Source organism: Alkalibacillus haloalkaliphilus (assembly GCF_007991275.1).
In the GTDB taxonomy this organism is placed as follows: domain Bacteria; phylum Bacillota; class Bacilli; order Bacillales; family Alkalibacillaceae; genus Alkalibacillus; species Alkalibacillus haloalkaliphilus.
In genome coordinates this window covers 62,599-77,315 of record NZ_BJYA01000013.1, presented here as the reverse complement: position 1 = coordinate 77,315, position 14,717 = coordinate 62,599, and the positions used below count along the sequence as shown (strand labels likewise).

At 38.0% G+C, this 14,717-nt stretch carries 14 protein-coding genes; 11 read left to right on the top strand and 3 right to left on the bottom strand.

Going from position 1 to position 14,717, the window contains the following annotated elements:
• The first annotated feature begins 61 nt into the window (after nt 1–61).
• Complete coding sequence (locus tag AHA02nite_RS09825) at nt 62–1,000, top strand: TraB/GumN family protein (RefSeq protein ID WP_146816833.1); 939 nt, start codon at nt 62–64, stop codon at nt 998–1,000.
• Between the two features lie 25 nt (nt 1,001–1,025).
• Entirely contained in the window at nt 1,026–1,439 is a 414-nt protein-coding gene (locus AHA02nite_RS09820; protein WP_246118846.1) for an RDD family protein, read from the top strand.
• Nucleotides 1,440–1,479: 40 nt separating this feature from the next.
• On the opposite strand, the gene AHA02nite_RS09815 is transcribed toward AHA02nite_RS09820, so the two are convergent.
• Nucleotides 1,480–2,844, bottom strand: coding sequence for an amidohydrolase family protein (locus tag AHA02nite_RS09815; RefSeq protein ID WP_170236048.1), 1,365 nt, complete (start codon nt 2,842–2,844; stop codon nt 1,480–1,482).
• An 85-nt stretch (nt 2,845–2,929) separates the two neighbouring features.
• Here AHA02nite_RS09815 and AHA02nite_RS09810 point away from each other — a divergent pair, with 85 nt between their 5' ends.
• Nucleotides 2,930–3,811: a helix-turn-helix domain-containing protein gene (locus AHA02nite_RS09810; RefSeq protein WP_146816827.1), complete on the top strand. Its 882-nt coding sequence runs from the start codon at nt 2,930–2,932 to the stop codon at nt 3,809–3,811.
• Between the two features lie 119 nt (nt 3,812–3,930).
• Here the strand turns inward: AHA02nite_RS09810 and AHA02nite_RS09805 are convergent, their stop codons facing one another.
• Nucleotides 3,931–4,812, bottom strand: a complete 882-nt coding sequence (locus AHA02nite_RS09805; protein WP_146816825.1) for a helix-turn-helix domain-containing protein — start codon at nt 4,810–4,812, stop codon at nt 3,931–3,933.
• Between the two features lie 173 nt (nt 4,813–4,985).
• Here AHA02nite_RS09805 and AHA02nite_RS15380 point away from each other — a divergent pair, with 173 nt between their 5' ends.
• The 3 genes from AHA02nite_RS15380 (at nt 4,986) to AHA02nite_RS09795 (ending at nt 6,020) form a co-directional block, all read left to right on the top strand.
• On the top strand, nt 4,986–5,108 hold the full coding sequence (locus AHA02nite_RS15380; protein WP_017185503.1) for a hypothetical protein: 123 nt from the start codon (nt 4,986–4,988) through the stop codon (nt 5,106–5,108).
• A 232-nt stretch (nt 5,109–5,340) separates the two neighbouring features.
• Entirely contained in the window at nt 5,341–5,691 is a 351-nt protein-coding gene (locus tag AHA02nite_RS09800; protein ID WP_146816823.1) for a hypothetical protein, read from the top strand.
• A 26-nt stretch (nt 5,692–5,717) separates the two neighbouring features.
• Entirely contained in the window at nt 5,718–6,020 is a 303-nt protein-coding gene (locus tag AHA02nite_RS09795) for a hypothetical protein (RefSeq protein ID WP_146816821.1), read from the top strand.
• Between the two features lie 76 nt (nt 6,021–6,096).
• Here AHA02nite_RS09795 and pepF read toward each other — a convergent pair whose 3' ends face one another.
• On the bottom strand, nt 6,097–7,908 hold the full coding sequence (gene pepF / locus AHA02nite_RS09790; RefSeq protein ID WP_146816819.1) for an oligoendopeptidase F: 1,812 nt from the start codon (nt 7,906–7,908) through the stop codon (nt 6,097–6,099).
• A 196-nt stretch (nt 7,909–8,104) separates the two neighbouring features.
• On the opposite strand from pepF, the gene AHA02nite_RS09785 reads away from it, so the two are divergent.
• From AHA02nite_RS09785 to gatB, 5 genes are all read left to right on the top strand, one after another.
• Nucleotides 8,105–9,496: a TldD/PmbA family protein gene (locus AHA02nite_RS09785; RefSeq protein ID WP_146816817.1), complete on the top strand. Its 1,392-nt coding sequence runs from the start codon at nt 8,105–8,107 to the stop codon at nt 9,494–9,496.
• A 1-nt stretch (nt 9,497) separates the two neighbouring features.
• Nucleotides 9,498–10,841: a TldD/PmbA family protein gene (locus tag AHA02nite_RS09780; RefSeq protein WP_146816815.1), complete on the top strand. Its 1,344-nt coding sequence runs from the start codon at nt 9,498–9,500 to the stop codon at nt 10,839–10,841.
• Between the two features lie 644 nt (nt 10,842–11,485).
• A complete protein-coding gene (gatC, locus tag AHA02nite_RS09775) occupies nt 11,486–11,779 on the top strand; it encodes an Asp-tRNA(Asn)/Glu-tRNA(Gln) amidotransferase subunit GatC (RefSeq protein WP_017185509.1) in 294 nt (97 codons plus the stop codon).
• Nucleotides 11,780–11,793: 14 nt separating this feature from the next.
• Nucleotides 11,794–13,269: an Asp-tRNA(Asn)/Glu-tRNA(Gln) amidotransferase subunit GatA gene (gatA, locus tag AHA02nite_RS09770; protein ID WP_146816813.1), complete on the top strand. Its 1,476-nt coding sequence runs from the start codon at nt 11,794–11,796 to the stop codon at nt 13,267–13,269.
• Nucleotides 13,269–14,699 carry an Asp-tRNA(Asn)/Glu-tRNA(Gln) amidotransferase subunit GatB gene (gene gatB, locus AHA02nite_RS09765; RefSeq protein ID WP_146816811.1) on the top strand — a complete coding sequence of 477 codons (1,431 nt, stop codon included), beginning with the start codon at nt 13,269–13,271 and terminating at the stop codon, nt 14,697–14,699. The genes gatA and gatB overlap by 1 nt, the downstream gene beginning before the upstream one ends.
• Nucleotides 14,700–14,717 lie beyond the last annotated feature (18 nt).

Genomic DNA, 14,717 nt, shown 5'->3' with positions numbered 1-14,717 from the left:
GTTAAATAATAGTAAAATATGTTAAAATAGTACTATAATTTTAAAAAGGTAGGAGAGAGGCGTGTCTTATAAAAGGTTGCTGAAACTAACTATTTTAAGTTTAATAGCATTAATTTTAATCGGCTGTGATGAAGAATTAACTGTCGAGGATGTTGAAATACCTGAGAAGAGTGAAGCCTTCTTTTGGGAAGCGGAGCACAATGATAAGACGATTTATTTTTTAGGGACATTGCATGCAGGTCATGAAGATATGTATCCGATGAGAGATGAAATAGAAAATGCTATGGATGAAACAGAGCTGTTGTTGAGTGAGTATAATGAGTCTAATGATGAAATACGTCTAGAATACAACGAAATCAGAGACTCATATACTCAACTGCCAAGCGGACATCAGTTATCGGACTATTTATCAGATGAACAAATGGATGATGTTAGAAAGATTGAAAGTGAACTAAATGTACCATTTTACCTCTTGAATGCAATGAAACCATGGCGTATTCAAAGTTTATATGAGTCATATTTGTTAAGTGTGATCTCAGATTATACATCGGAACAATCAGTAGAAGAGTATCTTTATGACCGTATGCTTGACAACTCTGAGGGTATGCCACTAGAAGATCTAGAAACAAATCTTCAAAACGTACGGGACCGTGACATGGTTTATCAGGTTTATATGTTGGAACAAGTGTTAAATAAACCCTATTCAGAAGCCGAAACCCATGTGGAGACAGAAATTACCGCTTGGCGTGCAGGGGAAGAGTCACTTGTAGATACTTCTCGAGAAGTCAGTAAAGATGCTGAGTCCCCTGGAATTGAGGAAATACATATAGAAGAGATGTTTTTCAATCGTGACATACAAATGGCAGAAAAGATTGATGAAGTCGTTCACAATCATGAAGAGGATACCATCATGGTTGCTGCAGGCTATTTACATTTCTTCGGACCTGATAATATTCTCGAATTACTTGAGGAAAAAGGTTACGAGATCGAACGCAGGTAAAATTAAGGAAAGGTGTGAGACAGCTTTGAGACATACTTATTCTAGTTTTCTAGAAAGATTAATTGCTCGTATTTTAGATTTTAATATATTAACGTTATCAATTGCGCTTATATTTTTCATAGTAACGGGTAACTTCTCGATCGATTGGAGAAATGGGATTACTTGGGATGCTATTTATATATTATATTTAGTCATTACACCTGTCCTTTGGTCTGGGTATGTGATTGGAAAACGTATATGTAAAATAAAGATGAAAAGAACAGATGGCGATGACGTAACGTTAACTAACACCTTGTTACGAGAAGTAGTCGGTTTTCACATAGTTGGTATTGTGACATTTGGAGTCTCTTTAATTGTTAGTATTTTCATGGTTGTATTCAGAGAAGATAAAAGAGCAATCCATGACTTAATAGGTGGCACGTATGTCGGTAAAGCATAAAAGTTGGAGCACATTCCATAAAAGGAGTGTGCTCCATTTTCTAACTGAATTCTTTGATCATGTCCTCATACCAATCTTCGTTAACTTCTTCATTGAAGCGGTTTATGAACCTTCTAAGATTTGTTAAAACTTCTTCGTCATCGGGAATCTCGTTTAAAACTTCATGTTGCGAATACAAATGCCCACCTTTGATGACATGATGAATGTTTTTTGTATGTTTAATATCTTCTAGCGGATTCGCTTTTAAAATCACTAGGTCTGCTTGGTTATCAGGTTGAATTGACCCAATATGACTTAATCCAATTGATTCAGCAGCATCAACCGTTGCAGCGCGTAATGCTTGGAGGGGAGAAAAGCCATTTTCCACAAATAACTCTAGTTCACGATGTAAAGCTAATCCGGGCCACGTGTAAATGCCTGCAGGTGTGTCTGTACCTGCGACGACTTTTCCGCCTAAGTCTGCATATACCTTTGCGATTCTTTGATTCATTTTGCTTTGAATTGCTAAAGGTTGAAGGGCTTCTTCATGTTGACTAATCGCTTGCCATTGATTCATCAAGTTTGAGTTGGTTTCGATTGCTTGTATTAAAGTATGCTCCGGTTTCCAATAGTTAGGATAACCTCTCATTTGGTCAAAAAGAGTCATAGTTGGACATAGTATGGCGTCATATTTTAATAGCTTTTCACATACGCGACGAATCGCTTCTTCATCAGGTTGGTCAAAAGGAATAAGGTCCCAGCTGGATTGCTCAGCGCTCATTGACCAGTTTGGATAAATGGATTGAATGATCCCAGAAGCATGTTCGAACCATTTGACACCTAGTTTTGCTGCTGTGAGGGCATCTACATCTTTAGAGTGAAGCAAGTCACAGCTAACGTCGAGGTTATATTTTCTCGCTTCTTTCACAGCGTGTGCCACTAACTGTTCAGGCAGTCTACCATATATTTTAATAAATTTAGCCCCTGCCTTTGCTTGTCTCTCAACCTCACGTGTCACTTCTTCCTCGTTAGTAACATTAAGATTCCAAGGACTTGTGTCACCCCATAAGCCAGGAGTACCATCAATGATCCGGTCAGTTGAATAAACATGAGGTGTAGGTGCGTCATTACTCGCTTGAATTAGTGCGTCTAATTCGTGTACATTGCCTCCAGTATTGCGAACAATCGTCACACCAGCAGCAACAAAGTACGGCGCATAGCCTTCTTTAATATGAACATGCATATCAATTAAACCCGGTATTATGTAATGTCCTTGGAAATTAATACTTTCTACACCGCTAACAGGCTTCTCTGGTTCTAAAATTGTTTTGATCTTATCATCTTTAATCTCAAGGTCTTGACGACTAAAATCACCAATATCAAAGTCTAAAACTTCTGCTCCTCGAATAACGTAATGTTGAGTCAAACACATTCCCCCTTTTTCTTTATTGTAAATATAATAAAAAAGAGGAATGTTATAATTTTCATATAGTGGAATTAGGAGTGAAAAAATGAACTACGGCCAAACGTTTCGCGAAATAAGGGAAAATAAAGGGTATACACTGAAAGAAGTATCAGAAGGAATCGTTTCTGTATCGTTTTTATCAAAATTTGAAAGAGGCGAATCCGAGATTTCAATCCAGCACATACACGCTTTATTAGATCGTTTGAAAGTGACCTTCGAAGAATTTTTGTTTTTCCATAACAATAATCAACCTTCAGAGTTAGAAGCTTTTTTCAACCGAGCTCATGAGTATTACTTAAAAAGAGATCTTCAAAATCTACAAAAAATGCATGATGAACAAATGGCTCTATGGGAAAAGTATAAAGTGAAGCCATACCGATGTCAGGCTGTCATACTAAAAATCTATGAAAATATTATTAGAGACAAAATGATCGATGATGAACGTGATGGACTAAAAGTGTTAATTGATTACTTATTTAATGTTGAAGTTTGGACATTGTACGAACTGAGACTTTACAGTAAAACCATTCTCGTCCTCGATGAGAAAATGATCGAAACACTTTCTAAAACAGCATATAAGAAAAGTAAACAATATCAAGGATTGCCGAAAATAAGAGAAACAGTGAACAACATTTTGCTGAATACGATTATTTACTTAATAGGTCCAGTAAACCAACCTAAAAAACTAGTTAACGAACAATCCATTCAATACTTTTTTGAAATCGTAGAGGGGAATTGTCTAGAAACAGATCTATTATTAAAAACAAACATTATGCAGTTAAAAGGAATGTACGAAGTGAAGAAAGGTAATCGGGAAGCTGGATTAGAAATGGTGGATAGGGCGATAGAGGTATTCAAAGACTTACAAGCTCCACATTTAGCAAAAGATGCCGAACGATATTTAAACTTAATGCTAAAGTACCGCTAAGTAGTAGTATAGTTTCAGTTTAAAAGTCTTAATTTTAAAATAATACTAAACTTTTAGTCTGAAAAGTGTTATGATACTTATTGATTATATAAAAAGCAACGGGGGGTATCCCGTTGCTTTTATACAGATTCGTGTTCTTGGAAAGATTGAATGTCATGTTCAATGATGTTAGAAAGGTTTTCTTTGCCTTCAAGTTCAAACAGGAATTTTGCTTTTTTCCAATATTCAATTCCAAGTTCAACGTGGCCCTTCTTTAACAAATTTCTGCCAATTTGGTAGTGAAATTCTGCAAACGTGTATAAATCTTCGTATTCACGACAATATGAAAGACCTTGGTGACACACTTTTAAAGATTTTTCTATTTCGTTAAGGTCCGTATACACTTTGGCTAAGTTATACCTTACTTTGGCAATAATTCTTTTATCATTTAAATTAGTAATTTCGTTTATTAAATCATAAGCTTGTTCATGGTAACTTTTTGCTTCATAAAGTAAACCTTCATTCCTAGACATTATACCTAAACTACAAAGAACTTGAATATTAATTTCAGCAGAGAATCGGTCGAAAGATGAAAGTGATAAACAGTCTTTCAATGTACTCATCGCTAATTCAAAATCATTATATAAGTGATATTGAACCATGGATTTGTGCCACATTAAATTTCTTCTGGCTTGTTGAGACTGAAAAGAAGGGTTATTTTGTTCGACTTTTATTATATCTTCGATAGTTTCATAGTCTCTGTCTCGTCTAGCTTTATCAAGTTGTTTCCAAACTTCTTGCATATAGTCTTCACGTTCGCTATTTGTATCTGATAGAAAATGAGTGATGTTTACACCTAATTTATCAGCAATACCTTTTAAAGTCATATATGATGGTTGGTGCTGATCTCTCTCAATTCTACTCAGTTCAGATTGTGAACAAACCCCGTTTGCTAGGCCTGCTTGTGAAATATTTAACCGTTTACGTAGGTCTTTAATTTTCTCTCCAACAGTTAAATTCATAAGTTCTCTCCCTTTATATGCATAAACGCATATTTTTTTTAAAAAAGCATGCAAATGAGCAAATATTATGTATAGAATCCTTTAAAACCATTATAGTCAGGTTTTAAGCGTTTTTACAAATCCCTTGGCAGAGTACATAATGTACATAGATTGACTGAGGGAGGTGTAAAAAGATGAAAAAGTTATTAGTATTAACTATTCTTCTAGGTGCTATTTTCGGTCTTACCCCAACTGAAACAGCAGTAGAAGACAACAATGACCCAATTACTGTTTTAGACTTACCTGATTTACACTAATTGAGTCATACATACTGAACCCAGTATGGCTCGTAATAAGTCCCTGTACCCTATAATCATCTAATAGATTAAGGGCAATCACTTTATTGATGAACGAATGATTTTTTAAAAGAGAATACAAGATCACGCTCTTGTAATGGTTTCACCTCAGCCGCATCCTCCTTAACTCGGCATTAAGGAGGATGTCCCCCATTTTTTTAAGACATCAAGAAACCGAGAGTGGAGGAACGATATGAAACTATTATTAATTTTACTAGTTTTAGTCTTCAGTGGATGTGATCATTACGATGAAGAAAAACTAGTTCAGGAACATCAGCCAGCGACTCCTATGTTCGATTATAATTTAACGATTGTAGTAAGTGACGAACATCAAATTAGTAAAATTAATAATAGCGTTGTATCTGAATTCGAGCAGATGGATTTGAAACGTGTTATGACAACCTCTTATGTATGGGATGACCAAAATAAAAGTTATACAAAGGTTTTTAACATTGATGAGTATCCTACATTTTTATTGTTTGGGCATGAAGGAGTTGTCTTAAAAACGAGTGACCTTACAGAAGTAAGACGATATTTGAATTAACAGCCGATTGAAATAAGGGTGATGACATGATCAATCCACTTATTGTACTAGTTGCTTTATCTTTAACTGTCATTGTAATTAGGTTAAGATATTCGCGCATGTATAATACATTATATGAAGCGGTAGGACATAGACCGAATGAAATTAATAATCGCTATCAATTTTTGCGTAATCAAGGTGTAAGGTGCCGGTTACAAAATGTTAGCTCTAGGCCAGGTGTAATTGTTCATGGTAGTTCAGAACTTGGAACAACGATTCGTTTACTCGTGCATAAAAACGATTTAAACGTAGCTGAACAATACATGGTTAATTATAAGAGAAGTTGTTAAATTGCGTATACTCCCTATCATACTCCCTATAGATGGAAGGCAAGTGCTACCTGAGCACTTGCCTTTTCCATTGCCATTAATCTACTAATTCGTAGCTTTTCTCTAATTCGTCTACTAATGAACCGACATAGGAAACGGCTTTCTTAATAGGGTCAGGTGTTGTCATATCAACCCCTGCATATTTCATAAGTTCTTGCGGTGTTTTCGTACCACCCATCTTTAATACTTCTAACCAACGATCAATGGCTGGTTGGCCTTCTTCTTTAAATAGCTGTGATACAGCAGTTGAAGCTGTTAAACCAGCTGAGTAAGTGTATGGGTATAAGCCCATGTAATAGTGAGGCTGGCGCATCCATGTTAATTCTGCACCTTCATCAATTTCAACGACATCGCCCCAGAAGTTACGTAACGTTTCGCCTTTTTGTTGTTTTAATGTGTTTGCTGTTAAAGGTACCCCTTGTTCAGCTAATTCGTACACGCGACGCTGATATTCGCCTTCTAGTAAGTGCGTTACGAAATTGTGGTAGTAAGAGCCTAGCAGTTGTAAAATCACCCAACGACGCATGCGTGGATCGTCAGTTGTTTCAAGTAAATGATCAGCTAGTAACATTTCATTCATTGTTGATGGTGCTTCAATGAAGTATGTTGACGGTCTAGTATTAAAAATGTGTTGATGCTGGTTGGCTAAATGTAAGTGACCTGCGTGACCTAGCTCGTGAGCTAAAATAAATGCACCACGCATTTTACCTGTATACGTTAATAAAATGTATGGGTGAACACCGTAAGGGCTCGCACAGAAAGCTCCTGTTGACTTACCAATGTTGTCAGCGTAATCAACCCAACGCTCTTTCAATGCTTTTTCCATAATGGCTGTATATTCGGGCCCCATAACTTGTAAAGAGTCCAATATCGTTTGAGACACGTCTTCATAAGAAGATTCAGGGTCGAACTCAGGATCTAAAGGTGCTTTAAGGTCAACGAATTGCAGTTTATCCAATCCGTATACTTGTTGTTTAAGCTTTGCGAAACGTCGCATATGTGGAGCGAGTTCTTTTTGAATGACATCTAATTGGTTATGGTACATTTCTTCTGTAACTTTTTGTGGTTGAAGTAACATTTGTGTGACCGACTCATAACCACGCGCACGTGAAAGAGCGACTTCTTTCTTAACTTGTGTCGCGTATGTCGCAGCATAAGTGTTTTCATACTGTTTTAACGTTTTGACAAAAGAATCATACGCTTTACGACGAACTTCTGTATTTGATGAAAGTTCATGCTCATCTTCAAATAATGCAAATGAGTTAGCGTATTCTGTTCCATCACTTGTCGTAAATGATTCAAATTCCATATCAGATGATTTACTGCGCTGATAGATCATATATGGTGCTGAATGAACTTCACCTAAAGATGCTAGCACTTCTTCTGTTTCTGGTGCTAATGTGTAAGGTTTGCGCTCTAATAAATCGTTTAATGTCTTCTTATAAACTTGTAACTCTTCATTTTCTGCTAAGTATTGTTCGATTGTTCCTTCAGGAAGAGCTAACACTTCTGAATCGAAGAAGGCCATTTCAGCTTGGACCTTTGCGAAAACAGAAGATACTTTACCAGAGTTTGCTTGGTTTTCAGGGTTTGTTCCATCTTCTGATGATCGTAAGTTAGCATAAGTTCCAACAATAATCGCTTTCTTTTGTACTTCTGCTTGTGCATCTAGGCAAGCTAATAAAACGTCAGAACCTTCATGTAAACGACCTTTATATTGCGTCACTTCTGGAGTAAGTTGCTCTAAATCAGTTAATGCTTGTTCCCACTGTTTGTTTGATTCAAATAAATCTTCTAACTTCCATGTCTGTTCGACAGGAACGTCTTGTCTTTGTAAACGTTGTGCCATAATTTTCAAAAACCTCCTCAAAATCTATTTCGGAAATCTAAGTATTAGTATAAAATAAAAACTACAACATGTCACATAAATCAGAAAATTAATAATCATTTTTCTTTTTCAGTCCTAAGGCTGAGAGAGATTACAACTTCGTTACGGTTCACGCCAGGATGAAGTTATGTAAGATTAAGTAAAAAGGGGGAGTTACATGTTAAATCAAGCGTTAGTTCAAGATGTCATTCATGAAGCGTTAACAACAGGTGGCGATTTTGCAGAAGTTTTCGTTGAAGATACGTTTAAAGATAACCTTCTGTTACAAGGTGGACGTATTGATAAGAGTTTATCAGGAAGAGATTTTGGTGTCGGTATTCGTGTGTATAATGGCTTTCACAGTGCTTATACATATACGACAGACTTCTCACGTGAAGGTTTATTAAAGACAGCACGACAAGCAGCTCAAGCAATTAACGGTAATGCACAAGTAAATGGCCAACCGTTTCAACATGAACAAGCACCAGTTATTCACGAGATCAACCAACTGCCACAATCCGTTGAGAAAGCGCGTAAAGTCAATGTTATGAAAAATGCAGCGGATATTGCAGGTCATTATCATAACAGTATTTCACAAGTAAGAGTTAACTTATTAGATGAAGAACAAAATGTATTGATTGCTAACTCTGATGGCAAATTTGTTGAAGATAAGCGCGTTCATAGTCGTATGTCGATCGCAGCCATTGCATCGAATGAGCACGATATGGAGACAGGTTTTTACGGACCAGGTGCCGTTCAAGGCTTTGAGTTCTTTGAAAACCTTGATTTAAACCATTACGCCAAAGAAGCAGCACGCATTGCGGTGACCAATTTAGGTGCAGATCCATGTCCAAGTGGTAAGTTTCCAGTCATTATTGATAATGAATTCGGTGGCGTTATTTTCCACGAAGCTTGTGGACATGGTTTAGAGGCTACTTCTGTTGCTAAAGGTAAATCAGCATTCGCGAACAAAGTGGGCGAACAAGTAGCACCAGATATTGTAACTTATATCGATGATGGTACGATTCCGAATGAATGGGGCTCAATCAATGTGGACGATGAAGGTAATAAACCTCAGAAAAATGTCTTAATTGAAAATGGTATTTTAAAAGGTTACTTAGTCGACCAATTGAACGGACGCATTATGGATACTGAGCCAACTGGTTCAGGGCGTCGTGAATCATACCGTTATGCACCGACATCACGTATGACAAATACTTACATTGCACCAGGTGAGTCTACACCAGAAGAGATTATCGCTAATACGGAACACGGAATATACGCTCGCTACATGGGTGGCGGTTCTGTTAACCCAGCAACGGGTGATTATAACTTTGCCATTAACGAAGCTTACTTAGTGAAGAATGGTAAGATTGACAAACCAGTTCGCGGTGCAACATTAATCGGAAATGGTCCTAAAACATTACAAACTGTTGATATGGTCGGAAATAACTTAGGCCATGGAGCAGGTATGTGCGGTTCTCTAAGTGGTAGTATTCCGGTAAATGTTGGACAGCCAACTCTAAGAGTAAGTGAAATTACAGTTGGTGGCCGAAAGGAGGACGCTTAAGATGAACGTATTAGAATTCAAAGATGAACTATTCCAAAAAGGCTCTGAGAAAGGCTTTAAAGATATGGAGCTTTATTACGAAAAAAGCGATCGTTTTGTTTGTGCGATTGATAAAGGTGAAGTTGATCAATTCACAACGGCAGAAGTAACAGGCGTTTCTTTCCGTGGTGTGTACGCAGACCAAATGGGATATGCCTACACTGAAAAGCTCGATGAATCTTCAATTGAATTTTTAATAGAAAATGCACTAGAAAATGCGAGTGTTTTAGAATCAGAAGATGTTGAAGAAATATATGAAGGTGATTCGAATTATAAAGATATTAGTTTTTCTTCAGAAGCGCTGAAATCTGTTACAACTGAAGAAAAGATTAATTTTATGAAAGAATTAGACAAAGAAATTTATGCTGCTGACGAACGTGTCGTTGCAACGAACTTCTTTACTATGCAATCAGTTGATGTTGAAAAAGCAATGTACAATAGTAAGGGGCTGTCTTTAGAGGATGACCAAAATTATCTTGTCTATATGGTCATTGTCATTGTTGAGGAAAATGATGTGACGAAATCTGGTGTTCACATAGAAGTGGTGAGTGACTGGGGTAAAGTTAACGCAAAAGAGTCAGCTCATAAAGCAGTTCAAGAAGCTGTGTCATACTTAAATCCGTTAGAAACTGACGACAAATTTTATCCGGTTATTTTAAGACAAGATGCTGCTAGAAGTTTACTCAACACTTTTGTAACGACGTTCTCAGCTGAAACAGCACAACAAGGGATGTCGAAACTAAAAGAAAAAGTCGGAAGCAAAATTGCAGGAGATAATATTAATCTAGTTGACGATCCTTTCTTGAAAAATCGAATGGGAAGCCGTACGTTCGATGCTGAAGGTGTTGCAACTGAAAAATTAAATGTAGTAGAGAATGGAACACTTACAACGCTACTACACAACCGAAAAACAGCTAAAAAAGATGGCGTTAAAACGACAGGCCATGCATCAAAAGCATCTTATAAAGGAACAGTTAATGTCGCTCCATCTAACTTTTATATTGAGCCTGGTAGCCAATCATATGATGAGCTAGTTCAAGGCTTAGATGAAGGAATCGTCGTGACAAATTTACAAGGTTTACACTCAGGTGTTAATGCGATCTCAGGCGACTTCTCCTTAGCTGCTAACGGTTATTACGTTAAAGAAGGCAAAATTCAAGGACCAACTAATTTAATGACCATTGCTGGGAATTTCTTTGAGTTATTGAATGAAGTCAATGAAGTTGGAAGCGACCTTGAATTCGGACCGTCAACCGTTGGCGCACCATCATTATTGTTAAAAGGATTATCCGTTACATTTGAATAAATAGCGGTTATACGTTGCCACGTTTGGCAAGACTGGAAGAGGAAGGCTCACTAAAGTGGGCCTTCTTTTTACGTTGACTGCTCAGTTCGTGCGAGCGCTGATAAACCGGGTACGAGCGCTGATAAAAGTTAGTGAACGCTGATAAAATTTGGTGAGCGCCGATAAAGTATGCTCGAACGCTGATAAAAATTAGTGAGCACTGATAAACACGTCTGAACGATGATTATATAAAAGTTCCACGAGCGCCAAAAAAAGTGGACGAGCGCCAAATTCCATAGCTCAAACGCCAAATAAATTGCCCGAGCGCCAAATTATGATCGTGAACGACAAAAAAGAGTGCGCGAACGCCAAAATCCATAGCCCGAACGCCAAATAAATTGCCCGAGCGCCAAAAAACTCACACGCGCTCACCAGAAATATCCCATGAGCGCTTATAAAGTAGTCACACAAACTACTATCAATAGCTACCCATAAACCAAACCACCACACCCAAAACTAAAAACCTCGACACAAACTAGCAAAATAACTGAAATTTCTCGGGTAATTAATGGTAAAATAACAGTAGTGCAATTATTGTCATTGTAAAGAAAAATTTGCTATGATGAATAGTATTGTGAAGTGTATAACGTACGGAGGTGTAAGTGATGTCAAAGATTTCAAAAGATCAAGTGAAACACGTTGCTAATTTAGCAAGGTTGTCAATTACAGAACAAGAAGCTGAGAAGTATAGTGAACAGCTAAGTGCCATCATTGATTTCTCAGAACTACTAAACGAACTAGATACGTCAAATGTTGAACCGACAACACACGTACTAGAAATGAAAAACATTGTGCGTAAAGATGAGCCGAAAGAATGGATTTCAAAAGAAGACGCATTAAAGAACGCACCAGATCAAAAAGACGGCCAATTCCGTGTACCGTCCATCTTAGATTCATAAGGAGGGAAAAACAGATGTCAGTTTTAGATTTATCGATTAAAGAACTGCAAGAGAAGTTAAACAATAAAGACATAACCGTAACTGAGATCGTACAAGCTGCGTATGATCGCATTAAAGAAACAGATGATGATATTCAAGCGTTTGTTACATTAAACGAAGAAGAAGCGTTAAGCCAAGCCAAAGCATTAGATGAAGAAGGAATTGACGAAAATCAATTTCCACTTTTCGGAATGCCAATAGGGATAAAAGATAACATCGTAACAAAAGGACTACGTACGACTTGTTCTAGCCAAATTTTATCTAACTTAGATGACCCACTATACGATGCAACGGTCATGCAAAAGTTAAACAGTGCAAAAGCGGTTAATATCGGAAAATTAAACATGGATGAATTCGCGATGGGGTCATCAACAGAGAATTCTAGCATGAAAGTAACGCGCAACCCTTGGAACACAGACTTCGTACCAGGTGGTTCAAGTGGTGGTTCAGCGGCGGCTGTTGCTGCAGGCCAAGTGCCATTTGCTTTAGGATCTGATACAGGTGGTTCTGTACGTCAACCAGCTTCATACTGTGGCGTCGTTGGCATGAAGCCTACATATGGACGTATATCTCGTTTCGGATTAGTTGCCTTCGCTTCATCGTTAGACCAGATCGGGCCACTAACTCGAACAGTTGAAGATAATGCACGTATTTTAGAAGTGATCGCTGGTCAAGACGAGATGGATTCAACAAGTGCAAACGTTGATGTGCCAAAGTATAGAGACGCTTTAACTGGTGATGTTAAAGGTCTTAAGATCGCTGTACCGAAAGAATACTTCGGTGAAGGTGTCGATGAAGAAGTTCAATCGAGCGTACGCCAAGCGTTAAAAGTATTAGAAGAACAAGGTGCAGAGTGGGATGAAGTTTCATTACCACACTCAAAATATGCCGTTGCAGCTTATTACATGATCGCATCATCAGAAGCATCGGCTAACCTAGCACGTTTCGACGGTGTACGTTACGGTAAACGTGCTGAAAACGCAGAAGACATGATGGACATGTTTAAAAAGTCTCGTAGCGAAGGGTTTGGCGAAGAAGTTAAACGCCGTATTATGTTAGGAACATTCGCTCTAAGCTCAGGTTACTACGATGCTTACTATAAAAAAGCACAACAAGTTCGTACATTAATTAAACAAGACTTTGATCAAATTTTTGAAGAGTATGATGTTGTTCTTGGGCCAACAGCTCCGACTACAGCGTTCAAAATTGGTGATCAAATCGATGACCCATTAACGATGTACGCAAACGACATTATGACGATTCCAGTTAACTTAGCAGGTGTTCCAGGAATCTCTGTTCCATGTGGTTTCCATTCTGAGAACAACTTGCCAATCGGTCTACAAATTATCGGTAAACACTTTGATGAAAGTACAGTTTACAAAGTGGCTCATGCTTATGAACAAGCTACAGACCATCATAAACAAAAACCGCAACTAGGAGGTGCCAAGTAATGAATTTCGAAACGATTATCGGATTAGAAGTCCACGTTGAGTTAAAAACAGCATCTAAAATTTTCAGCCCAAGCCCAAATGCGTTTGGTGATGAACCAAACAGTAACGTTAACCCAATCGACCTTGGCTATCCTGGTGTTTTACCGGTTTTAAATGAAGAAGCGGTCAACTATGCGATGCGCGCAGCGATGGCATTAAACTGTGAAATCGCAACAGACACGAAGTTCGACCGTAAAAACTATTTCTACCCAGATAACCCGAAAGCTTACCAAATCTCACAATTCGACCAACCAATCGGTGAGAACGGCTATATCGATATTGAAGTTAATGGTGAAACGAAGCGCATTGGCATTACGCGCCTTCACTTAGAAGAAGACGCAGGTAAGCTAACACACGGTGATGACGGCTATTCATTAGTTGACTACAACCGTCAAGGAACTCCATTAGTGGAGATTGTATCAGAGCCAGACATTCGTACACCAGAAGAAGCTTATGCTTACTTAGAAAAAATGCGTAACATTATCCAATTTACAGGTGTATCAGATGTGAAAATGCAAGAAGGTTCACTTCGTTGTGATGCGAACATTTCACTTCGCCCATACGGCCAAGACGAGTTTGGTGTTAAAACAGAACTTAAAAACTTAAACTCATTCAACTTTGTCCAAAAAGGTCTAGAGTTTGAGCAAGTACGCCAAGAGAAAGTGCTTCGTCAAGGTGGCGAAATTTTACAAGAAACACGTCGTTATGACGAAAAGACGAAAGAAACAATCTTAATGCGTGTTAAAGAAGGGTCAGACGATTACCGTTACTTCCCTGAACCAGACTTAGTGAAGCTTCACATTGACGATGACTGGAAGGAAAAAGTCCGTCAGTCCATTCCAGAACTGCCAGATTCACGTCGAGCGCGTTATGTTAATGAATTAGGTTTAGATGAATACGATGCAGGTGTTTTAACGAACACGAAGGAAATGTCTGATTTCTTTGAAGCAACAATTGATCAAGGTGCAGATGCTAAACAAGCGACGAACTGGTTAATGGGTGACATTTCAGCTTACATGAATAAACAACAAATTGAACTGCAAGACTTACCGATCACACCAGAAGCGTTAGCGAAAATGGTCAAGCTAATTGAAGAAGGCACACTATCTTCTAAATTAGCGAAGAAAGTCGTTACAGAACTTGTGAAAAATGGCGGCGACCCTGAGAAGATTGTTAAAGAACAAGGACTTGTTCAAATTTCAGACGAAGGTCAATTACAAGGTATTATTTCTGAGATCCTCGATGAAAACGAACAATCAATCGTCGACTACAAAAACGGTAAAGACCGTGCTTTAGGTTTCTTAGTCGGTCAAGTGATGAAGAAGACGAAAGGTCAAGCCAACCCACCAATGGTTAACAAGATTTTGGTTGAAGAAATAGACAAAAGATAATTCATTTCAATAGGTGAG

Excerpts from the sequence above, each read along its gene's own strand:
- AHA02nite_RS09810 (WP_146816827.1), top strand. The coding sequence starts at position 2,930 with ATGAACTACGGCCAAACGTTTCGCGAAATAAGGGAAAATAAAGGGTAT.
- AHA02nite_RS09805 (WP_146816825.1), bottom strand. The coding sequence starts at position 4,812 with ATGAATTTAACTGTTGGAGAGAAAATTAAAGACCTACGTAAACGGTTA.
- AHA02nite_RS15380 (WP_017185503.1), top strand. The coding sequence starts at position 4,986 with ATGAAAAAGTTATTAGTATTAACTATTCTTCTAGGTGCTATTTTCGGT.
- AHA02nite_RS09800 (WP_146816823.1), top strand. The coding sequence starts at position 5,341 with ATGAAACTATTATTAATTTTACTAGTTTTAGTCTTCAGTGGATGTGAT.
- AHA02nite_RS09795 (WP_146816821.1), top strand. The coding sequence starts at position 5,718 with ATGATCAATCCACTTATTGTACTAGTTGCTTTATCTTTAACTGTCATT.
- pepF (WP_146816819.1), bottom strand. The coding sequence starts at position 7,908 with ATGGCACAACGTTTACAAAGACAAGACGTTCCTGTCGAACAGACATGG.
- AHA02nite_RS09785 (WP_146816817.1), top strand. The coding sequence starts at position 8,105 with ATGTTAAATCAAGCGTTAGTTCAAGATGTCATTCATGAAGCGTTAACA.
- AHA02nite_RS09780 (WP_146816815.1), top strand. The coding sequence starts at position 9,498 with ATGAACGTATTAGAATTCAAAGATGAACTATTCCAAAAAGGCTCTGAG.
- gatC (WP_017185509.1), top strand. The coding sequence starts at position 11,486 with ATGTCAAAGATTTCAAAAGATCAAGTGAAACACGTTGCTAATTTAGCA.
- gatA (WP_146816813.1), top strand. The coding sequence starts at position 11,794 with ATGTCAGTTTTAGATTTATCGATTAAAGAACTGCAAGAGAAGTTAAAC.
- gatB (WP_146816811.1), top strand. The coding sequence starts at position 13,269 with ATGAATTTCGAAACGATTATCGGATTAGAAGTCCACGTTGAGTTAAAA.